This window comes from Chitinophaga qingshengii, assembly GCF_014529935.1.
Classification (GTDB): Bacteria; Bacteroidota; Bacteroidia; order Chitinophagales; family Chitinophagaceae; genus Chitinophaga; species Chitinophaga qingshengii.
This window is the reverse complement of the sequence record NZ_JACVFC010000004.1, coordinates 121,065-141,873: the sequence shown is the minus strand read 5'-3', so window position 1 is coordinate 141,873 and position 20,809 is coordinate 121,065. Positions and strand designations below refer to the sequence as shown.

At 48.1% G+C, this 20,809-nt stretch carries 18 protein-coding genes; 9 read left to right on the top strand and 9 right to left on the bottom strand.

Translation table 11 applies throughout. The features are described 5' to 3' along the window. Positions 1-306: 306 nt before the first annotated feature. Entirely contained in the window at positions 307-1,149 is an 843-nt protein-coding gene (locus ICL07_RS24970) for a tetratricopeptide repeat protein (protein ID WP_188090794.1), read from the bottom strand. A 23-nt stretch (positions 1,150-1,172) separates the two neighbouring features. Next, entirely contained in the window at positions 1,173-1,460 is a 288-nt protein-coding gene (locus ICL07_RS24965; protein WP_073084475.1) for an HU family DNA-binding protein, read from the bottom strand. A gap of 220 nt (positions 1,461-1,680) precedes the next feature. Between ICL07_RS24965 and mutY the strand changes: the two genes are divergently transcribed. The 6 genes from mutY to ICL07_RS24935 all read left to right on the top strand — a co-directional run bounded on the left by mutY (position 1,681) and on the right by ICL07_RS24935 (position 7,674). Beyond that, a complete protein-coding gene (mutY, locus tag ICL07_RS24960) occupies positions 1,681-2,754 on the top strand; it encodes an A/G-specific adenine glycosylase (protein WP_188090793.1) in 1,074 nt (357 codons plus the stop codon). Between the two features lie 198 nt (positions 2,755-2,952). Then, on the top strand, positions 2,953-3,414 hold the full coding sequence (locus tag ICL07_RS24955) for a single-stranded DNA-binding protein (RefSeq protein ID WP_188090792.1): 462 nt from the start codon (positions 2,953-2,955) through the stop codon (positions 3,412-3,414). A gap of 158 nt (positions 3,415-3,572) precedes the next feature. After that, positions 3,573-4,892, top strand: a complete 1,320-nt coding sequence (gene gldE / locus ICL07_RS24950) for a gliding motility-associated protein GldE (protein WP_188091178.1) — start codon at positions 3,573-3,575, stop codon at positions 4,890-4,892. Positions 4,893-4,920: 28 nt separating this feature from the next. Continuing rightward, entirely contained in the window at positions 4,921-5,523 is a 603-nt protein-coding gene (gene gldD, locus ICL07_RS24945) for a gliding motility lipoprotein GldD (RefSeq protein WP_188090791.1), read from the top strand. Between the two features lie 31 nt (positions 5,524-5,554). Then, the gene (locus tag ICL07_RS24940; RefSeq protein ID WP_246485165.1) at positions 5,555-6,163 is read left to right on the top strand and encodes a DUF3109 family protein; all 609 of its coding nucleotides are present in this window, start codon (positions 5,555-5,557) and stop codon (positions 6,161-6,163) included. A 134-nt stretch (positions 6,164-6,297) separates the two neighbouring features. Beyond that, entirely contained in the window at positions 6,298-7,674 is a 1,377-nt protein-coding gene (locus ICL07_RS24935; protein WP_188090790.1) for a LutB/LldF family L-lactate oxidation iron-sulfur protein, read from the top strand. Between the two features lie 3 nt (positions 7,675-7,677). Here ICL07_RS24935 and ICL07_RS24930 read toward each other — a convergent pair whose 3' ends face one another. The 5 genes from ICL07_RS24930 to carB form a co-directional block, all read right to left on the bottom strand. Continuing rightward, positions 7,678-8,790, bottom strand: a complete 1,113-nt coding sequence (locus ICL07_RS24930; protein ID WP_188090789.1) for an energy transducer TonB — start codon at positions 8,788-8,790, stop codon at positions 7,678-7,680. Beyond that, positions 8,783-9,343, bottom strand: a complete 561-nt coding sequence (locus ICL07_RS24925) for an RNA polymerase sigma factor (protein WP_246485164.1) — start codon at positions 9,341-9,343, stop codon at positions 8,783-8,785. The genes ICL07_RS24930 and ICL07_RS24925 overlap by 8 nt, the downstream gene beginning before the upstream one ends. 130 nt (positions 9,344-9,473) lie before the next feature. Then, entirely contained in the window at positions 9,474-10,988 is a 1,515-nt protein-coding gene (purH, locus tag ICL07_RS24920; protein ID WP_188090787.1) for a bifunctional phosphoribosylaminoimidazolecarboxamide formyltransferase/IMP cyclohydrolase, read from the bottom strand. 193 nt (positions 10,989-11,181) lie between these two features. After that, positions 11,182-13,269 (bottom strand): ComEC/Rec2 family competence protein, encoded by a 2,088-nt coding sequence (locus ICL07_RS24915; RefSeq protein ID WP_188090786.1) that lies wholly within the window; start codon positions 13,267-13,269, stop codon positions 11,182-11,184. A 436-nt stretch (positions 13,270-13,705) separates the two neighbouring features. Next, positions 13,706-16,522, bottom strand: coding sequence for a carbamoyl-phosphate synthase large subunit (gene carB, locus ICL07_RS24910; protein ID WP_188090785.1), 2,817 nt, complete (start codon positions 16,520-16,522; stop codon positions 13,706-13,708). 369 nt (positions 16,523-16,891) lie between these two features. Between carB and ICL07_RS24905 the strand changes: the two genes are divergently transcribed. The 3 genes from ICL07_RS24905 to ICL07_RS24895 are packed head-to-tail and all read left to right on the top strand — an operon-like array spanning position 16,892 to position 18,745. After that, a complete protein-coding gene (locus ICL07_RS24905) occupies positions 16,892-17,131 on the top strand; it encodes a hypothetical protein (RefSeq protein ID WP_188090784.1) in 240 nt (79 codons plus the stop codon). A 54-nt stretch (positions 17,132-17,185) separates the two neighbouring features. Continuing rightward, positions 17,186-18,112: an MbnB/TglH/ChrH family RiPP precursor modification enzyme gene (locus ICL07_RS24900; protein ID WP_188090783.1), complete on the top strand. Its 927-nt coding sequence runs from the start codon at positions 17,186-17,188 to the stop codon at positions 18,110-18,112. A gap of 6 nt (positions 18,113-18,118) precedes the next feature. Continuing rightward, on the top strand, positions 18,119-18,745 hold the full coding sequence (locus ICL07_RS24895; protein ID WP_188090782.1) for a hypothetical protein: 627 nt from the start codon (positions 18,119-18,121) through the stop codon (positions 18,743-18,745). Between the two features lie 77 nt (positions 18,746-18,822). On the opposite strand, the gene ICL07_RS24890 is transcribed toward ICL07_RS24895, so the two are convergent. Both ICL07_RS24890 and ICL07_RS24885 read right to left on the bottom strand, forming a co-directional pair. Next, the gene (locus ICL07_RS24890) at positions 18,823-19,977 is read right to left on the bottom strand and encodes an MFS transporter (protein ID WP_188090781.1); all 1,155 of its coding nucleotides are present in this window, start codon (positions 19,975-19,977) and stop codon (positions 18,823-18,825) included. 36 nt (positions 19,978-20,013) lie between these two features. After that, the gene (locus ICL07_RS24885; protein ID WP_188090780.1) at positions 20,014-20,760 is read right to left on the bottom strand and encodes a DeoR/GlpR family DNA-binding transcription regulator; all 747 of its coding nucleotides are present in this window, start codon (positions 20,758-20,760) and stop codon (positions 20,014-20,016) included. Positions 20,761-20,809: the final 49 nt, after the last annotated feature.

Here is a 20,809-nt window from a genome sequence, read left to right as displayed (position 1 = left end):
ATCACTGCAGGCAATGTCCGGGGATCGGGTGCGGGGATCTATGGAAACAACCTGCATGACTCAGGCAATTTAAGATTAAATGCCAGAATCATGCAGGGTATATGAAAATTTTTTATCCGACCACCGCGCCGGGATATACCTGGTAAGTATAAATGGCGGGAAACTGGAGTAATTATTTCTTCTTACTTTTATGCCGGTTCTTTCTCAGTCTTTTTTTACGCTTGTGAGTGGCAATTTTATGTCTTTTTCTTTTCTTACCGCAAGGCATACGCTTATACGTTTTTAAATGATGGAAAAAATAAAATATTATTGAATGCTCTTAATATAGCTGTCTACTTCTTTCTTCAGCTCCGGATCGGTCATCGCCTGTTTGCTTTTCTCAAACAGCGCTATTGCTTTTTGTTTATCGCCTTTGCTTCTGTAGGATTCTGCCAGTACAAAAAGTACTTTGGCATTATCCGGATGTTTCTGCATCACGCCTTCCAGTCTTTCGATAGCTTTATCATACTGGCCTGATGTAATGGCCAGGTTCGCTAAAGTAACCTGTGCGTCGATATTATCAGGATTTTTGGCAACAACTTCCCTCAATTTGGCAACTCCCGTCATCGGCTCGCCGGTGTTCATATACACCATGGCCTGTGATATCTTCAGGGTGTCGTTAGCCGGATTTAGCTGAATTGCCTGTTCAAACAGGCCGACAGCTTGCTCGGCTTCCCATTTTGCAATCCGTGGATCCTGTGCATGTTGCAGATGAGCCAGAAACAAATTGGCTGCAAAGGTGAGGCTTTTTTCGGAATTTTCCAACTTGGCGGCTTGTCCGAGGTAATAAGCCGCTACGGGCAGCTGGTTGAGGCTGTCCCACGTATTATACAACTGCCTATACGCCGCAATCTGCTGGGTTTTTACATCCCCGCGTATAACGTTGGTTTCAATCGTATTGATCAGTAATAATTTCTCAGCAGGAATCTTTCCTTTCGCTGTTTCCAGCAGTTCCGAAAAGGCAATAGCTTCCACCCCCTGTCCGCCCTGTGCAGGAGCGGCAGTCGACATAGCTTGCTTCTCTGACCGGGGTACAGTACGGCCAAAAGCATATAAAACCACCAATAGTGCTACAGCAGCACTTACCAAGAGAACTTGTGACTTTTGCATCGCCTAAAGATTAGGCTGCAAAACTAAGAACTTTTAAGCTTCTTTACCTCGGCAACAAATTCTTTCGACGGTTTGAACGCCGGAATAAAGTGCTCAGGAATCTCCACAGCCACGTTCTTCTTGATGTTGCGGCCAATCTTGGCGGCTCTTTTCTTTGTGATAAAACTGCCAAATCCCCTGATGTAGATGTGCTCACCATTGGCCAGGGCTTCTTTCACCTCTTTAAACATAGCCTCCAGTGTGACTAGAACATCTACTTTTGGGATGCCGGTTTTTTCAGCAATGTTGTTTATTAAATCAGCTTTTCTCATATGAAAGCGAGAGGATTACTTTACTCTCAAAGTTAATTTAAAAATTTTAATTGCTGAATTTTAAGCAAATAAATTTTATCATTTTTTCTTATAACTGTATTGATGATAATTTATATTTATTTGCATGCCCGGAAAAGGGTATCTGATGTACCTCCATAGGGTTTTTGGACAGCTTTTACCATATCAATTTACTAAATAATTTTATTAAAATAATATATAAATGGCCGATTCCCGACTTTTTTTTACAGAAAAATTATTGGAATGGAACCAACTCAGCAATACCCGCACCATGCCCTGGAAAGGAGAAAAAGATCCCTACCGTATATGGCTATCTGAAATTATCCTCCAGCAAACCCGCGTGGAACAAGGGTTGCCTTACTATGAGAAATTTATCAGTAACTACCCCACCGCTACCCACCTGGCCCAGGCCCCGGAAGAAGAAGTTTTCCGCCTTTGGCAAGGCCTCGGATACTACGCCCGCTGCAAAAACATGCTGGCTGCCGCCCGCGAAATAGCCACTACCCACAAAGGAAAATTCCCGGACAACTACGACCAGATCAAAGCCCTGAAAGGAATCGGCACCTACACCGCCGCCGCTATCGCCTCTTTCGGCTTCGGTTTACCTTACGCAGTGCTGGACGGGAACGTGTACCGCGTCCTCTCCCGCTACTTCGGCATCGATACGCCCATTGATTCCACTGCCGGAAAAAAACAATTTGGCGACCTGGCACAGGAACTGCTGCCGGCAGACCAGCCCGCGGCCTATAATCAAAGTATCATGGACTTCGGCGCCGTGGTCTGCAAACCCCAACAACCCACCTGCGGTACCTGTCCGCTTAACCGGAAATGCCTGGCACGCCAGCAACAACTGGTGGAGGTACTCCCGGTGAAATCCAAAAAACTGCAGATCAAAAAACGCTATTTCAACCACTTCCTGGTGGAATTCAAAGACAGTATATATATCCGTAAAAGAACGGAAAAAGATATCTGGCAAAACCTGCACGAATTTATCCTGATCGAAACTTCAGAGGCTGCTGAGCTCGACGACCTCCGGAAAAATGAGGCCTTCCGACAGCTTTTTGGAAAAACACCCTTTACTGTGGTCAACGTTTCTGCCCCGCAAAAACAACAACTGACCCACCAAACCATCCACAGCCGTTTCTTTACACTGGAAATAAAACAGGCCCTGCCCCTTACAGACCACCTGCTCGTTTCCCGTAAAACACTTGATAAATACGCGTTTCCAAAAACAATCACCGCTTTCCTCCAAAGCAAAAAACTACAGTTGTTCTAAGTCAAAATACATATATTATAATTTTAATGTATTATACCCTAAAATTACAGGAAGTTATAATACATGCTCCCATTCATGCTTAACACGCTGCCAGTAAGAAATTTTTCACTTTCGATTGGAAAAAAATATTAACTTTAAGAAGGTTGTTTATTTATAAAAGAAGAACCTTTTAACAATAGACTAAAAAAACCTACAACTATGAGAGGTGTTAATAAAGTAATTCTGATAGGCAATTTAGGCAGAGACCCGGACGTGCAGTTTCTTGAAGGTAATATCGCTGTAGCGAAATTTTCCCTGGCTACCACAGAAACCTTTAAAGACAGAGCGGGAAAGCTCATTTCTCAAACAGAATGGCACACAGTAGTGCTGTGGCGCGGATTGGCGGAACTGGCCCAGAAATACCTTCACAAAGGCAGCCTGGTCTATATTGAAGGTCGTTTACGGACCCGCAGCTGGGAAGATAAGGAAGGCAATAAAAAATTTGCAACCGAAGTTGTAGGCGACAACCTGGTCATGCTGGACAAGCGCATGGACCTCAACAACACAGATCACCCCGTACCTCACCACAGCAGTTCAGGAACCTCCAGTGGAGAGAATTTCGCAAACAACATGGAAATCCCCCCTTCACTGAACGAACCTGCAGACGATCTGCCGTTTTAGTCACCTGTTAAAATATTATCTTTCCGGAAGTACGTAATCCCATATAGGGACATTACTTATATTTGCGTGCAGGAAAATGTAGTCGTGTGATTTACTTTCCTGTTTTTTGATTGATTACATCAAAGCTAAATATCTTGGAGATCCTCTCGGCAAGCAACATGTCCTGTTTGTTACAAGTAAATACACCTATCGCAACGCCAAACATGGTGGTATTCCTACTTGTCATTTTTGTAATACTGCTGCTTACCTTTATCGTTTCCGGTGCAGAAGTAGCGTTCTTTTCCCTGAACTATAAGGACCTGAACGTACTCAAAACCAGACAGAACACCTCCGGCAAACTGATTACCAAACTGCTGGAAAAACCAAAATCACTCCTGGCATCCCTGCAGATCGCCGGTATCATCCTCATGATTGCCTTCATCATGATCACCAACTACCTGGTGACACAAATGGAAGACCTGCAAACCCTGCCGGTCGTGTCCTTTGTGGTAAGGATTTCCCTGATCTGCCTCATCCTCCTGTTCTTCGGACAAATACTGCCCCGCGTATGGGCCGCTCAGAACAATATCCGCTTCGCTACCTACTTCGCCTGGTTCGTAAGCCTGATCCATGCTACCCTGGAACCGGTCAGCGACTTTTTTGTAGGCATCAGCGGCAGCATCGAAGCCCGCCTCTTCCACCGCGGCGCCGGACCCGTCAATTATCACGAAATTGATGAAGCCATCGAAATGAGCGTAGACCCAACCGCCTCCCAGGAGGAAAAAAATATCCTCAAAGGCATCCTTAAATTCGGCAATATCACCGTTAAACAAATCATGCGCGGCCGCCTCGATGTAAACGGTATCGAATATGACAGTTCTTTTGAAGATGTTGTCAAACAAGTGGCCGACCTCCACTATTCAAGGCTGCCGGTATATAAAGGTAACCTCGATAGCATCGTGGGCGTTATCCACACCAAAGACCTGCTCCCCCACCTCGATAAAGGCAATAAGTTCGACTGGCACGAAGTAATGCGCCAGCCCTTCTTTGTGCATGGCCACAAACTGATCGAAGACCTGCTCTCCGAATTTCAGAGCAGACGCATGCACTTCGCCGTAGTGGTGGACGAATTCGGCGGTACCTCCGGTATCGTTACCCTGGAAGATATCATGGAAGAAGTGATCGGGGATATCAAGGACGAATTCGATGAGGAAGAATTTAACTACAGCAAACTGGACAATTTCACCTACGTTTTTGAAGGTAAAACCATGCTCAACGACGTTTGCCGTATTATGAACATCCCACCGGAAACCTTCGAATCCGTAAAAGGCGAAAGCGATTCCCTCGGAGGCCTCATCCTCGAACTGGCCGGAAAATTTCCGGAGGAAAACAGCGTTATCAATTACAGCAACTACGATTTCACTGTACTGGAAGTGACTAAAATGCGCATCCAGAAAGTACAGGTAACCATACGGCCGGACGCCGCTGAGGAAGCGTAATCCAGCCCCGTTAAACGATTTCAGAAAAATGCCACACTTCAAAGGAAAGGGCATCACCCTCCTGTCCCTGTTGATTATTATCCTGGCGGCTGCCTGCAACACTCCGCCCACACCTAAGCCCAGGGGCTTCTTCCTGATGAAATTCCCGGAAAAAAAATACCGCACCTTCGATATGCCGGGCTATCCATACACCTTCGAATACCCCGTGTATGCTAATGTGGTAAAAGACACGTCCTTCTTCGGAGAAAAACCTGAAAACCCTTACTGGATCAATATCGACTTCCCCACCCTCAACGGGAAAATATACCTCAGCTATAAGATCATCGGTAAAGGCAACAGCTTCCAGCAACTGGTGGATGATGCCTATAAAATGACCTATAAACACACCTACAAAGCGGAATATATCGACGAAAACAGGATTCATACGCCCAACCATGTGTCAGGCACTTTCTATGAAGTAGGCGGCAATGCGGCCTCTGCCAAACAATTCTATGCGACCGACTCGATCCGGCACTTCCTGCGGGGTGCCCTCTATTTCTACGCTCCCCCTCAGGCCGATTCCCTCGCGCCGGTAAATGCCTTCCTCGAAAAAGATATGTGGCACCTGGTGGAAACCCTCCGCTGGAGATAAGCCGGCAATCTTGTAACTTTGTGGTCTTTACATGCTTGTTTATCCCCCGGGATCAGCAAAAGACCATTACCCGATGATTATTATCGACGATAAATACATTAGTGACGAAGTAGTTGAAGAGCAGTTCGTATGCAATCTGTCAGCCTGCAAAGGCGCTTGCTGTGTAGCGGGCGACTGTGGCGCTCCCCTGGACAAGGAAGAGACCAAAACCCTGAAAAAAATCTACCCGCAGATCAAATCATACCTCCGGCCGGAAGGTATCGAAGAAATTGAACGCACCGGTACCCACACCACCGATAAGGAATACGGATATGTAACTCCCATCGTAGACAAAGGTATCTGCGCCTACGCCTCCATCGATGAACATGGTATAGTAGGCTGTGGTATCGAAAAAGCACACAAAGATGGCGTGGTAGACTACAAAAAACCTATCTCCTGTCATCTCTATCCCATCCGCATAAAAAAATATGAATCATTTGAGGCAGTGAATTATGATCGCTGGGATATATGCAAACCCGCCTGTAAAAACGGCCGGGCACTGAAAGTACCGGTGTACCGCTTCTTAAAAGAAGCCATTATCAGAAAATACGGCACGGAATTTTATGAAGTGCTGGATAAAATCGCAACTAAGAAATACTGAATCATTTGCGGATTTTAGGATTTACAGATTTTGGAATTTTGATATTTGAATTTTTGGATACCTGGATATTTTAGCCTGCGATAATCATGCAGCGCTTAAATAAGCTATATTTATCAAGGAATTATCGTTTGCTTATGCATCAAACAGCCTCCACTTTTCTCGAAGCAAGTGAAAAAAAAGCGTTAGACCTTGGTCACCGCCAGACGATCAACTTCAATATAGGAAAATATAATACCGCCGTAAAGGCCGGCAAACAACAGTTTGCAGACCTGCCGGTGGCTCGCGAACGCGCTAAAAATATCAAGTGGAGAGCCATTGAGCACCTGGATAATCATCTCGAAGAATTTGAAATGAACTTTACCAAACGGGGTGGCAAAGTTATCTGGGCAGAAACAGCAGAACAGGTACAACAGGAAATACTTGCTATCTGTCAGGCCAAACAATGCAAAAGCATTGTCAAAAGTAAATCCATGGCTACAGAAGAAGTACACCTCAACGACTTCCTGGCCCAACATAATATTGAATGCGTGGAAACCGATCTGGGAGAATACATCCAGCAACTGGACGGTGAACCACCTTATCACATTGTAACACCGGCTATGCATAAAAGCAAGGAAGACGTGGCCCGCCTCTTTGCAGAGAAACTGGGCACCCCGCCGGACCTCACCCCCGAACAACTCACGCTCGTAGCCAGGGAAAAACTCAGACAGAAATACCTCGAAGCAGAAATCGGTATCACCGGCGCCAACTTCATCCTCGCCGACACAGGCTCTGTAGCGGTAACGGAAAATGAAGGCAATGCCCGCCTGAGCACCGCTTTCCCCAAAACACATATCGTGCTGGTAGGTATCGAAAAAGTGCTGCCCTCCGTGGCCGATCTGGCGTTGTTTTGGCCGCTGCTGGCCACTTATGGTACCGGTCAGAAAGTAACGGCTTACAACAGCATCTTCTCCGGCCCGCGCCAGGAAGGCGAAACAGACGGCCCGGACGAAATGTATGTAATCCTGATGGATAACGGGAGAACCAATATCCTCAAGGACACCGTCGCCCGTGAAAGCCTTTATTGCATCCGTTGCGGCTCCTGCCTCAACGCCTGCCCTGTATATAAAAACATCGGCGGCCATAGTTACGCTACTACCTACAGCGGTCCTATCGGCTCCGTGATTACACCGCACCTCAAGGGCATGGACAACTACATGCACTTGAGCTTTGCTTCCTCATTGTGCGGCAACTGTACAGAGGTATGCCCTGTACGTATTAATCTGCATGAACTGCTGCTCCACAACCGTCAACAGGCGGTAGAGGAAAACTACACTTCCGGTGGGGAGAAATTTGCATGGTTTGTATGGAAACAGGGATGTAGCAGCCGCAGAATGATGAATATGGCCAGCGGTAAAATGAAAAACTTCTTCTTCCGTAAATTCTTTGCAAAAAGTTGGGGAGATAACCGGGACTTGCCCGTATTTGCTGCCAAATCCTTTAACCAGCAATGGAAAGAGCGGAAAAGCTAAGCCTTACTCCGCTATTTTTTCTCTGAATATCACGTCCACAGTCGCCTCGGCGGGTTTTCCATCTGCCGCAGGTTTCCATGCAGGTCCGTCTTTTATGACCCTGATAGCTTCCGCATCACAAACGGCAGCCAGACTTTTAATCACCTTAAATTGTTGCAGGGTACCGTCAGGCATAACGGTAAACACTATACGTACCAGACCATTGAGCCCTCCAGGATTGGCGGTATGTTCCTCCAGGTATGCTTTATAAGCCACGCTGCCGCCTACAGGGGAAGGCAAAGAATCTTTCACGACAATGGCCCTGGCTTTCTTACGGCTACGGCTATATCCCGTTACCATTACTTCGTTTAAAGCCCCTCTGCTATTGGCCAGGGAGGAGGAATCGGGTTCAGACGCTCCCGCTATTTTCATGCGTCTTTCAGCGCTGGCTTGCTGCGAAAGGGCAACATCCCCCATTGGAGGCGCGGCTGATACGGGTGCTGCTGCCGGAGGTGGTACCGCAGCAGGTGCGGGGGCATGCACAGTAGCGGGTGCCGGCTCTTCTTTGATTACTTTCTCTGCGGCAGGCTTTTGTACTGCTTTTTCGTCTTTCGCACTCATATCTGCAGCCGGTTCATTCATCGCACGCGCGGCGGCTGCCGGTGGCGCAAAACTTTTAGGCGGAACAGGTGCCGCTTTTTGGCTGTTAGTCTCCGACATTTCCGCTAAAACGGGCGCCGCAGGCGTGGCCGGTGTATCCTGCAAAGCTGCCGGCGGCGGCGTGACGGACTGGGCAATCGGTTCCTGCTGGCGATGCTGTTCCCGGATCAGGAACCAGCCACCGGTAAATAACAGCAACAGGATAGCTGCCGCTGCCGCCATGCGTGTATATAATGGACGTACCACCGCCTTACGCGGTGCTACCCGCGCTGTCAACCGGGCCATCAGGTCTTCCTGGTGGGCCTGCTGATCAGGGGCGTGCATCGCATAACCTTCCAACGCATCCGCCAGGAACGGGTCATCCAGCGCCTGGCGTTCCAGGGCGTGCATGGCCTTATCATCCAGCTCTCCCGCCAGATATTGGCGGATAAGCTCGGCGCTTACGGTAGGCTTGTTATGTGCGTGCTTGTCAGGCATGTTGTTGTTGCTCCATACAAATTTTAAGATTCCTTTTCCCGTTCTGGATATAGCTTTTCACCTTGTTCATTTCATAACCGGTCATAGCCGCTACTTCCCGGTAGCTTCTTTCTTCCAGATAAAACAGGTTCACACTGCGCTTTTGTTCTTCAGGCAAGGTCTCCAGGCATTTTTCCATGGACCGGAGATTGTCTTCCAGCGTGACTTCGTGGTCATGATGCGCCAATTCCCCGTTTTCCATAATCGGGGAATCATCCCCGATGCTAACCTGTAGGGATTCTTTGTTTTTCATGGCCCGCAGCTTCATCAGGCAGTGGTTTCTGGACAAAACATGCAACCAGCTTTTAAAGTTCTGGACCTCATGTTGTTTCAGTTTACCAATCAGCTCTTCAAAAATCTGCATTACGGCGTCTTTACTGCCTTCTTCATCAAAATATTGCAGACACACACCATATACCAGGTTCATATAACGCTGGTACAGGGCAGCCAGCAGCTCCAGGTTACCGGAAGTTTTATACTCCCGGACCAGGTCTGCGTCTGTTGCATCCTGCATGATATTTTGCTTGATAAAGGCCATGAATGACAATACTAGCTATTTTCAGGCAATGCCGCCAATTTTTCTTTAAAAAAAAGCGAAGGTCATTGCTGATCCTTCGCCGTTATTTTTTTACTGTTAAACCCGATTAGTGGCGGAAATGACGCATGCCGGTCATTACCATGGCCATATCATGTTGTTTGCAGAATTCGATAGAATCGTTGTCACGAACGGAACCTCCTGGCTGGATCACTGCTGCAATACCCTGTTCGTGGGCAATACGTACGCAGTCATCGAAGGGGAAGAAAGCGTCGGAAGCCATCACCGCACCTTTCAGGTCGAAGCTGAACTGGCCGGCTTTTTCAATAGCATGGCGCAGCGCGTCGATACGGGAAGTCTGACCACAGCCTTTACCGATCAGCTGTTTGTCTCTCACCAGGGCGATAGCATTGGATTTCAGGTGTTTACATACAATGTTGGCAAACTCCAGATCTGCTTTCTGTTCGGCGGTAGCGGCATGAGCCCCCACATCGTTCCATTCTTTATAGTTACCGTTGTCGCTGTCCTGCAGCAGTACGCCGTTCAGTACATTTTTATACATGTACTTGCTCTTAACCGGCTGTTTCTGTTCCAGGAGAATACGGTTTTTCTTGGCTTGCAGTACCGTCAGTGCTTCTGCATCAAAACCAGGTGCAATCAGGATTTCAAAGAATATTTCGCTGATGGATTCGGCAGTGGTTTTATCGATGGTTTTGTTGCATACCAGTACACCACCGAAGGCGCTTTCCTTATCACCGGCCAATGCTGCGTCCCAGGCTTCTTTCAGGGTAGCGCGGGAAGCAATGCCGCATACGTTGGTATGTTTGATAACAGCGAAAGTAGTTTCGGTAAATTCCTGTATCAGCTGGCAGGCAGCGTCCACGTCTACCAGGTTGTTGAAGGAAAGTTCCTTACCATGTAGTTTATTGAAAATATCGTTCAGATTGCCGTAGAAAACACCGCGCTGGTGAGGGTTTTCACCGTAACGGTTTACCTGGCCCTGCGGAACGGATACCTGGAAGTAATCACCAGGCTCGTTGTTCAGGAAATATTGGGAGATGGCCACATCATAGTGGGCACATACTTCAAATGCTTTAGCAGCAAAGTTTCTGCGGTCCTGCAGGGAAGTGGCGCCGTTGTTTTCTGTCAGCACTTTTTCCAGGTCGCCATACTGATCTTTGGAAGCTACAATCACCACATCTTTGAAGTTCTTGCCAGCTGCACGGATCAGGGATACACCGCCTATGTCTATTTTTTCGATGATCGCCTGTTCTTCTGTCGTGTTTTTCACGGTTTCTTCAAACGGATACAGGTCTACGATCACCAGGTCTATTTCAGGGATCTCGTATTGTTTCAGTTGTTCCAGATCCTGCGGATTTTCACGACGCGCCAGGATACCACCAAATACTTTAGGATGCAGTGTTTTTACACGACCGCCCAGGATAGACGGATAAGCTGTCAGATCTTCTACCGCCACGCACTTTACGCCCTGTTCCTCAATGAATTTTTGGGTACCACCGGTAGAATAGATGGTTACACCTTGTTCACCTAATTTTTTAACAATGTTCTCCAGGTTATCTTTATAGAAAACGGAGATCAGCGCTGATTTAATTTGCTTTTGCATGAATGGAAAACATTAGAAATTTTAATAACATAGGCCCCTGGTCCGGAACCGAAAAGTTGCGCAAAGTTAACACGTCAGGATCACTTTTCCATTTTCTGCTACCGGAGAGTATGCCGGGAAGGCCTGGAACACCGGGCCGGGCAACGAAAAAATATTTATTTTGATGAATACCCTTCCCTAACAGCAAGCAGGATTAAAACGGGATCATCTTTGCACCTGCTGCCGGGATACTGTAATAAGGAATACCGGCAGCAGTGCATTCTTCTACCCAATGCCGGATACGGTATGGCGGGCAGGCAGCCCCGAATATCACGGTATCGCAATCATATAATGCCAGCACCCGGTTCATATTTGCCCTGATACGCCCATTCAGTAATACATAGGTGACCCGCCAACGGGTAGCCGGAGCGCCAACGGGTAAAACACTATCCAATATCGCCAGCTGCCGGCGCCCAAAGGAAACGTGACGGCCATGCCGATACAAACCGGCTACGATGCCGGGTTTCACGCCCAGTGCTGTGCGGGCCGCCTGTATCGGCGACAGCGACAACATACTGTCATGGCCGATAAACTGTACCTTACCTTCTCCAACAACATCTATCGCCGTATAGGCGGGAACGTTATAGACGATCAGCTGCCGCCGCTGCCGGTTGTTGATTTGTTGTATAGCCTGATCAGCCACCATTCCCCAGCAGGCTGCCAGCGCCAGCCAGTATCCGCGGCGGTATTGCCGGCACCACCACCCTGCCAGTCCCGCGATGAGCAGGTAACAACAGCCCGTCTGCAACAGGCTCCATTGTAATCCCTGTACCAGGGCAAAAGGTAGTTGTCCCAACCAGGCTACGCTCACATTCATTGCATGTATCAGCCAGTGGAGCGCCATGCCGGCCCATCCTGCCGGTGCATCAAAAGGAGATAACAGCAACAGCATCACTTCTCCATAAATCACCACAGTAGATAAGGGGACTGCTAAAAGATTGGCAGGCAGAAAATAAACCGGGAACTGGTGAAAATAATAAACGGATACCGGCAGGGTAAGTATCTGTGCCGCCAGCGACAACGCGGCCAGTTGCCAGATAGCCTTCGCCCAGCGGGACCGGAGCGGCCAGCATTGATAGATCTTATCATAAAACAGGAGTATGCTGAGCACCGCCAGGTACGACAGCTGGAAACCGGCATCAATAGCCAGCCAGGGCTGGTAACATAACAATACAAAAGCAGAAGCGGCCAGCGTATTGTAGGTACTGGCTTTCCTGCCCAGCAACAGGTTGCCGATGGTAATCCCCGAAAACATCACAGCTGCCCGCAATACAGAAGCAGAAGCACCGGTCAGCAGGGCAAAGCCCCATAAGACCAGCAACAATATCATCGCCCGCAGGGCATTCGCCGCTTTCCTGGCGGGCAACCAGCGTAACAGCCATAGCAGGGAACCGTATAACAATGCCAGGTGCATTCCTGAGATGGCGATGATATGCACAATACCGGTATTGCTGTACGCACTCACCACGTCGGGGTCCAGGTCCTGCCGGTAACCAATCAGCAACGCTTCCGCCATACCTGCTTCCGGTCCCGCTCCAATGCGTATTTTCAACTGGTGCAAACAAAAATCCCGGGCTTGTAACAGCCAGGCCGTCATGTTGCGGGCAGGAGCACGGGCCAACTGCCGGTAATCGCCTCCTTTCAGGAATATCTGCTCATACAGCTGCTGTCCTGCACAATAACGGCGGTAGTCAAAGGCGCCGGGATTGCCGTTATTATTAATTTTAACGGGCTTTTTTGCCAATAATACCACGGAGCCATATGTTAATGCCGATGCAGCACTATTCCTGCTGAAATAGGCTAATAAACGGCCACGGGCCGGCCTCCATACACCCTGCGTGTATACGGCAGTAACCGCCAGTATTGTTTTACGGGAACGGGGTTTGTCGACCAATGGTTCTTCTACCCTGGCCATCCAATACCGACTGCTATCTGTTGCAGCGGAAAAATACCCGTTGCTTTGTCGCATATCGGCAGAAAACAGCAAGAGGGCACCGCTGCCATACAGTAAGATAAAAACAGGAATACCACCCGCCCATGCAAAATGGTAACGGTATGCCACCGGTAACAAACGAGTACACAATAACCCCGCAGATGCAGACAGAATAAGGATATACAACCATACTGCGGTTAGGGGTACATATAACTGCATGCAGGCCCCCGTCAGTAATGGGATGGTTAATCGCAGAAAGGGCGCACGTTTCCAACATGCCGTAACAAACATGGATGACTCAAATTGCATAAGGGTTAACTTTTGTATCTTTAAATGTAAGCTTTAAACCGTCTCAAAACAGCAAAAACAGCACATGCGAAAAAGATATGATAACTAGGTAATTTTTGCTTCAGGACGTGTTAAGATAAATTAGACCCAAATCTTTCGTATTATATAATACATTAAATATCAATATGATAAATATATCAACTTCCCAAATCTGTTATTGATTAGTTAACATCTTCTTTAAATATAATATTATTTGTAAAATGCATTACCGGTCACGCTATTTGTGTCGTATCAAGATTCAATAGTCGTGTCTTTAATGGTTATTTTGAGGGAAAAGAAGGAGCCTGATCTTTATCAGGCTCTGTTATTTTTATAACTGTCACATATAACTGATAAAATAGAAAAGCCCGTCAGTACGATACTGACGGGCTTTTCTATTTTATTATGCAGACCTGTTCTATTTAGACAGGTACATACTTTTCTCTTTATACAACTGACGGAAGTAAGGATCCCTCAGGTCTTTGATAAAGCGGATCGCTTCACCGGTGGACTTCATTTCAGGCCCCAGCTCTTTATTCACGCCCGGGAACTTATTGAAGGAGAACACTGGTTCTTTGATAGCAAAGCCGGTCAGTTTCTTTTCGATCTTGAAGTCTTTCAGTTTCTTATCACCGATCATCACTTTGGTAGCGATGTTCAGGTAAGGCACCTGGTAAGCTTTCGCAATAAACGGTGTGGTACGGGAAGCACGTGGGTTTGCTTCAATCACATACACCTGGCCGTCTTTCACGGCAAACTGAATGTTGATCAGACCGCGGATATTCAGTGCGCGGGCAATTTTTTCCGCGTAGTATTCCATGGTCGTTACTTCAATCGGCGTCAGGTTGAAAGCTGGCAGCAACGCATGGCTGTCACCACTGTGGATGCCGGCAGGCTCAATATGTTCCATTACACCCATCACGTGGAAATCGGTACCATCAAAGATACCGTCGATTTCCGCCTCCTGGCAACGGTCCAGGAAGTGGTCGATCAGGATCTTATTGCCCGGCAAGTGACGCAGCAGGCTTAATACCGATTGTTCCAGCTCTTCTTCGTTGATTACGATACGCATACGCTGACCGCCCAATACATAAGAAGGACGTACCAGTACCGGGTAACCTACTTCTTTCGCTACTTCGATAGCGTCGTCCGTATTCAGGGCGGTACCATATTTCGGATAAGGGATACCCAGATCTTTCAGCATGTCGGAGAAGCGGCCACGGTCTTCAGCGATATCCATGTTATCGAAAGAAGTTCCGATGATTTTAACCCCTTTTTCTTCCAGGCGTTTCGCCAGCTTCAGCGCTGTCTGACCACCCAACTGTACAATCACCCCTTCTGGTTTTTCCAGCTCGATGATTTCCCACAGGTGTTCCCAGAATACCGGTTCGAAGTACAGTTTATCCGCCATGTCGAAATCGGTGGATACTGTTTCAGGGTTACAGTTTACCATGATCGCTTCATATCCGCAATCCTGGATAGCCTGCAGACCGTGTGTACAGCAGTAGTCAAATTCAATACCCTGACCAATCCTGTTTGGACCGGAGCCCAGTACGATGATTTTTTTGCGGTCGGTTACCTTGCTTTCGTTTTCTGTATCGAAAGTGGAATAGAAGTAAGGCGTTTTCGCTTCAAACTCTGCAGCGCAGGTATCTACCATTTTATAGGTGCGTACAATACCGTTGGCTTTTCTCTTTTCATATACTTCTTCTTCCTCGCAGTTACCCAGGATCACTGCCAGCTGCTGGTCGGAGAAGCCCATTTTTTTGGCGTCTCTCAGCATATCTGCCGGAACGGTGGTCAGGTCGTGCTCTGCCAGTTGTTTTTCCAGATTTACGATATCCTGTATCTGGTGCAGGAACCAGCGATCGATGTAAGTCTGCTGGTGAATATGTTTCACAGAAGCGCCGGCCATCAGGGCATCTTTAATGCGGAAGATGCGATCCCAGGTTGGACGTTTCAGTTTTTCGATGAGTTGTTCAGATTTCATCAGGGACTTGCCATAGTAACCCAGACCCAGTGCATCGTTCTCAAGGCTCTGGCAGGCTTTCTGTAAAGCTTCCGGGAAAGTACGGCCGATGGCCATTACTTCACCTACTGATTTCATCTGCAGGCCCAGGGTATCGTCTGCACCTTTAAATTTATCGAAGTTCCAGCGTGGCATTTTTACGATAACGTAATCCAGCGCCGGTTCGAAGAAAGCGGAAGTGGTTTTGGTGATCTGGTTTTCCAGTTCATCCAGGGTGTAGCCAATCGCCAGTTTAGCAGCGATCTTCGCAATCGGATAACCGGTAGCTTTGGAAGCCAGTGCAGAAGAGCGGCTCACACGCGGGTTGATCTCGATCGCGATCAGTTCTTCATTTTCCGGGTTAAGGGAGAACTGTACGTTACAACCACCGGCAAAGTTGCCCAGGTCGCGCATCATCTTCATGGCTTTGTTACGCATGTCCTGGAAGGCAGTATCGCTCAGGGTCATGGCAGGTGCCACGGTGATGGAGTCACCCGTGTGGATACCCATCGGGTCCAGGTTTTCCACCGTACAGATGATCACTACGTTGTCATTCTTATCACGCAACAGCTCCAGCTCATACTCTTTCCATCCCAGTACGGCTTTCTCTACCAGTACTTCGTGGATAGGAGAGGCTTTCAGACCACGGTCCAGCGCTTCATCCAGGTCTTCTTTGCTGTGTACGAAACCGCCACCGGTACCACCCAGGGTGAAAGAAGGACGGATTACCAGCGGGAAGCCTATCTCCTGCGCAAACTCTTTACCTTCCAGGAAGGAGTTTGCTGTTTTAGCAGGCGCCACCGGTATACCGATCTGAATCATCCACTGACGGAACTGTTCGCGGTCTTCCGCTTTGTCAATCGCTTTAATGTCTACCCCTATCAGGCGAACATTATACTTCTCCCAAACTCCCAGCTCATCTACCTCTTTACAAAGGTTCAGTGCTGTTTGACCACCCATGGTAGGTAATACGGCATCAATCTGGTTTTCTTCCAGAATCTGCTCAATGCTTTCCACGGTTAATGGGAGCAAATAAACCTTATCGGCCATCATAGGATCCGTCATGATGGTAGCCGGGTTGGAATTAATCAAAATCACTTTAATTCCTTCTTCCCGCAACGAACGTGCTGCCTGGGAACCAGAATAGTCAAATTCACAAGCCTGACCAATAATAATGGGTCCAGATCCGATAATGAGGACAGATTTGATAGATGAGTCTTTTGGCATTTTTGTAATCTATTGAAAATGAAAAACCACATTGATTTTAATGCCGTACGAGGGACCAAAAAAATCGTGCAAAGTTACGCGATTTGAAATTTAATAATGGAATAAAATTTCTTTTTTTAAGATTTTTTTTTGAGAAGCCTATGATAGAAGGCTTTTTTTACATACAATAATTGTTTCATAAAACAGTAAGGCAGCGGCAGCTTTCAGGGGAAATACGAAGACATTTTTCCCGTACAAATACGGTGCATTATCTTTCTCAAATATCCTACCTTTGAATCCTGTCACCCCAATATCTCAGAATGACTGGCATCTGAACGAGCAGCTTTTTAGTTTTTATATCTATCATTTATCACCCCAAAACCAAATGTCATGCGTACAGCAGAAGTTCATTACGGAACTGACGGCCATGTAGATCTCGCCGTTCCCAAAGGCACCAAAATGGCCGATATCGCCAGATTACAGGAACTGGTGATCTCCAAAATTAATCCCCGCGGCTGCCAGGCTTGCCTGTCCGGCGTTCACTTCAACATCCGGGAACAACTGGAACATGTAGTGAAAGTGGACCTCGACAAAATGGCTCCCATTAAAGAAACAGCCATCGGCCGTTAACGAACCAAAGTCCCGCTCCCTCCTTCCGGGGCGGGACTTTTTAAACTGCTTACCATGTCTATCGCTACACCTGCCCGCTATACCAGCCGGCTATACGAAAAAACCATCCCGCAACTCGGCGTAGGACTGCTGTATAATCCATCGCTGGAACTGTACCTGGACAGTCACCCCGCCTGCTGCGACTACGTAGAAATTATCCCGGACATGTTCTGGTCCGACCTTGGCAACGGTCACCATGAACGCTTTGAGGAAATAGACAGCTGGATGGCCGTACTCCATAAAATCGCGGCACACTATCCGCTTACCGCCCATAATATCTCCTACTCACTCGGCAGTGCCGGCAGTTTCGATATGGACTATCTCCGCAAAATGGAGGAATGGCACCGGCGCTACTCGTTTGTATGGCACAGCGATCACCTGTCTTTCGTGAAAGTACACGACAACGAACAACAGGAGCACAATGCCGGAATGGCTGTACCCGTGCCGTACGACTATGAAGTGCTGGACATGATCGGCAACCGTATCAATACCATTTGCAGCAATATCCGGGCGCCTTTCCTGGTAGAAAACAATGTCTACTTTATTGACCTCCCCGATCAGGAACTGACCGAAACCGGTTTCCTCAATGAACTATCGAAAGACACTTCCTGCGGACTGTTGCTGGATATTCATAACGTATACTGCAATGCCGTCAACCACGGCTTCGATGCCCGGGATTTCATAACGGCACTGGACCTGGAAAAAGTAATAGAGATACATATCGCCGGTGGTAATGAAATGGCCGGTATGTATACCGACTCTCACGCCGGGCCTTGCCCCGAAGCAGTTTGGGAACTTCTCGTGTATACGTTACCGTTAGTACCCAATCTCTGCGGCATTACCTTCGAATTTCATGAATCCTATTTCCACCTGTTACAGTTTGAAGGTATCAACCGGGAACTAAACAGAGCCAAGACCTTGTGGAATCAATATCATACCTGAACCGTTATGTCACTTCTTTCCTTTCAGCAGGCACTGGCTGCCCTTATCGCCTCGCCGGAACTGTGCCTGGAAGCCAGGCAACAACCGGAAACCGTTTTCGCCTCCTACGATCTCAGCGACCGGGAAAAGAAGCGGCTGCAAACCGTGGTGTTTCAACGGGGCATGTCTGTAAATTGTACCCTATACCGGGTAAACCGTATCACGCCTATTTATACACTTCTCCCCTATACCTGCCTGCTACTGGGCGATCAGCTGATGCCGCTGGCTACCCGGTTCTGGGAAACCTGCCGGCGGTCGGACCTGCAATTCAAACGGGAAATACAGCTGTTTACGGATTATCTGGACCATCAAATCCAGGAAGGGCGCCTGCAGATCACCTATCTGCCGGAAATACTGCGGATGGAAACTGCTATCAATGAGTTGAAATTTTTATCGAAACAGCAGGACGCCGCTTCATTCGTGAGAAACATACCTTTTGATCATGAGCCGGGCCCTTTGCTGGAAGCGCTATCGGAACTGCGGATACCGGAGCCCGCACCGCCTGCCGGCAACTGGTCGCTGATCATCGATTACAGCGGAGAGGAGATGATGTTCAGTATTCCGCAGTCATCCAGGGCTGAAGCCCTGGGCTAAGATCTTGTTCAGGTTCTTTTGAATCAGTAGCTTCTAAGTTTACGAGAGATAAACATCTTAGAGTACCATCATGAACGCTATACCTTCAGACGGGTGGACATCAGCGCGATAGTGGCGCCCATGATAGCAATGAGAGAGAAAGATACACCCAAACTGGTAGCCTGCGCCACGAAACCAATCAACGGCGGACCAAACAGAAAGCCCAGGTATCCAACCGTAGAAACCGCTGCCAGCGCCATTCCCGGCGATAATACCTTTGACTTGCCGGCTGCACTGTACACCAACGGCACTACCGCTGACACACCTGCGCCCACCAGCATAAAACCCAGTGTAGCAGTAGCCAGGTAAGGAAAAGCAACAGCGATCAACAAACCACCTGCCGTAAACGTTCCGCTGATGATCAGCATTTTTCGTGTACCCAATCGCGTTATAATCCAATCTGCAACAAAACGTCCGGACGCCATAGTGCCCATAAACGCTGCATAGCCGGCCCCTCCCAGTCCTTCCTGTACTTTTACGACCCGGCGGAAATACACGCCGCTCCAGTCAAACATAGTACCCTCACAAATCATGGAACACATGGCGATGATGCCCAGCGTCAGCAAAAACCGGTCAGGCTTAACAAACAAAGGCTGATTCGTTTGTACATTGGCATCCTGTTGCACGATATGCCGCATGGTGAGCAATACCAGTGTCCAGGCAATGCCGGTGATCAACAAAAAATGATATACCGGGGGAACATGTAATCCGCTCATCGCCGCGCCAATAGCAGCGCCGGTAAAACCGGCCACGCTCCACAATCCATGGAAAGAAGCCATAATAGAACGGCCATACATCGCTTCTACCGCTACCGCCTGTGTGTTGACCGCAATATTGGCCAGGTTACCACAGAAACCAAAAAACACCAGTACAGTGATTAGCTGCCAGGCCGCTGTAGCGAGCCCCATGACGGGCAGCAACGCCGCATACGCGGTGGCCGCCACCATCAGCACCTGTTTGCTGCCAAACCGGGATACCAGTATACCCGCTATCGGCAGGGAAATCAGTGAGCCCACCGGCAAAGCCAGCAAAACGCTACCCAGGCCGGCATCATTAAGCTGCAGGGACTGTTGTATATCAGGGATACGCGACGCCCAACTGGCAAAACACAAACCGGTTAGAAAAAACAAGGCACTTACGGCGATCCGCGCCCCTCTCTTATGTACTACCGGTAATGATAAATCCTGTAACATCGTTGTGTAATTCAGATAATGATTTCCGTTTAACGTTTAAATCACCTGGATGCCCAGGTCCTGGTAGGGTTTAAATAAAGGCAGTTCCGGTTTATCGGTCACAATGATATCGATACCGGTGATATCGCAGACCTTGAATGGTTCCGCGGTATCCATTTTATCGCTGGTAGCCAGTGCCACACATTTATTCGCCGATTCTATCATCACACTTTTCACCTCTGCTTCCTCAAGGTCCAGGCCAGTTACGCCGGCAGTCGGATGTAAACTGCAAATACCGGCAAAGGCCAGGTCAGCATGAACCTTCTGCAATGCCCGGATGGTTTCCAGTCCGCTGGCAGTCTGCGAATTTTTGCCGATGCGGCCGCCGGTGAAGATGACTTCTATGGTAGGATGTTCTATTAATTGCGTTACAATAGGTACGCTGTTGGTGATGATGGTCATCCGCAGGTTGGGGGGCAGTATTTTCACCAGTGCCAGTGTAGAAGTACCACCGTCCATCAGCACGGTTTGTCCGTCATGCAGCAATGTCAGTGCTTTACGGGCCATATGCTGTTTGTCGGCTGCATGCCGTTCAATTCTTTCCTTAAAAGAATAGGGATTGGGCGAATGTGGAATAGCACCGCCTCTTACCTTGATCAGCTGCCCGCTTTGAGCCAGCGCTTCCAGGTCCCGCCGCACCGTATCTTCAGATACCTGCAGGTCAGAACTGAGTTCAGTCTGTAACACCTTCTGGTCTGTCTGCAGTTTCTTCAATATATAGTCAAGTCTTTCCTCTTTCAGCATGTTTGCTATTTTCTGCAATATTATGAAACATTTTGCAATATTTTGCAAA

Bases quoted from the DNA above. Each gene is read 5' to 3' on its own strand.
- carB (WP_188090785.1), bottom strand. From the start codon at position 16,522: ATGCCAAAAGACTCATCTATCAAATCTGTCCTCATTATCGGATCTGGA.
- ICL07_RS24925 (WP_246485164.1), bottom strand. From the start codon at position 9,343: ATGCAGGATGCAACAGACGCAGACCTGGTCCGGGAGTATAAAACTTCC.
- ICL07_RS24905 (WP_188090784.1), top strand. From the start codon at position 16,892: ATGCGTACAGCAGAAGTTCATTACGGAACTGACGGCCATGTAGATCTC.
- ICL07_RS24885 (WP_188090780.1), bottom strand. From the start codon at position 20,760: ATGCTGAAAGAGGAAAGACTTGACTATATATTGAAGAAACTGCAGACA.
- purH (WP_188090787.1), bottom strand. From the start codon at position 10,988: ATGCAAAAGCAAATTAAATCAGCGCTGATCTCCGTTTTCTATAAAGAT.
- ICL07_RS24965 (WP_073084475.1), bottom strand. From the start codon at position 1,460: ATGAGAAAAGCTGATTTAATAAACAACATTGCTGAAAAAACCGGCATC.
- ICL07_RS24930 (WP_188090789.1), bottom strand. From the start codon at position 8,790: ATGCCTGACAAGCACGCACATAACAAGCCTACCGTAAGCGCCGAGCTT.
- gldE (WP_188091178.1), top strand. From the start codon at position 3,573: ATGTCCTGTTTGTTACAAGTAAATACACCTATCGCAACGCCAAACATG.
- gldD (WP_188090791.1), top strand. From the start codon at position 4,921: ATGCCACACTTCAAAGGAAAGGGCATCACCCTCCTGTCCCTGTTGATT.
- ICL07_RS24940 (WP_246485165.1), top strand. From the start codon at position 5,555: ATGCTTGTTTATCCCCCGGGATCAGCAAAAGACCATTACCCGATGATT.
- ICL07_RS24970 (WP_188090794.1), bottom strand. From the start codon at position 1,149: ATGCAAAAGTCACAAGTTCTCTTGGTAAGTGCTGCTGTAGCACTATTG.
- ICL07_RS24915 (WP_188090786.1), bottom strand. From the start codon at position 13,269: ATGCAATTTGAGTCATCCATGTTTGTTACGGCATGTTGGAAACGTGCG.
- ICL07_RS24895 (WP_188090782.1), top strand. From the start codon at position 18,119: ATGTCACTTCTTTCCTTTCAGCAGGCACTGGCTGCCCTTATCGCCTCG.
- ICL07_RS24900 (WP_188090783.1), top strand. From the start codon at position 17,186: ATGTCTATCGCTACACCTGCCCGCTATACCAGCCGGCTATACGAAAAA.
- mutY (WP_188090793.1), top strand. From the start codon at position 1,681: ATGGCCGATTCCCGACTTTTTTTTACAGAAAAATTATTGGAATGGAAC.
- ICL07_RS24955 (WP_188090792.1), top strand. From the start codon at position 2,953: ATGAGAGGTGTTAATAAAGTAATTCTGATAGGCAATTTAGGCAGAGAC.
- ICL07_RS24935 (WP_188090790.1), top strand. From the start codon at position 6,298: ATGCATCAAACAGCCTCCACTTTTCTCGAAGCAAGTGAAAAAAAAGCG.
- ICL07_RS24890 (WP_188090781.1), bottom strand. From the start codon at position 19,977: ATGTTACAGGATTTATCATTACCGGTAGTACATAAGAGAGGGGCGCGG.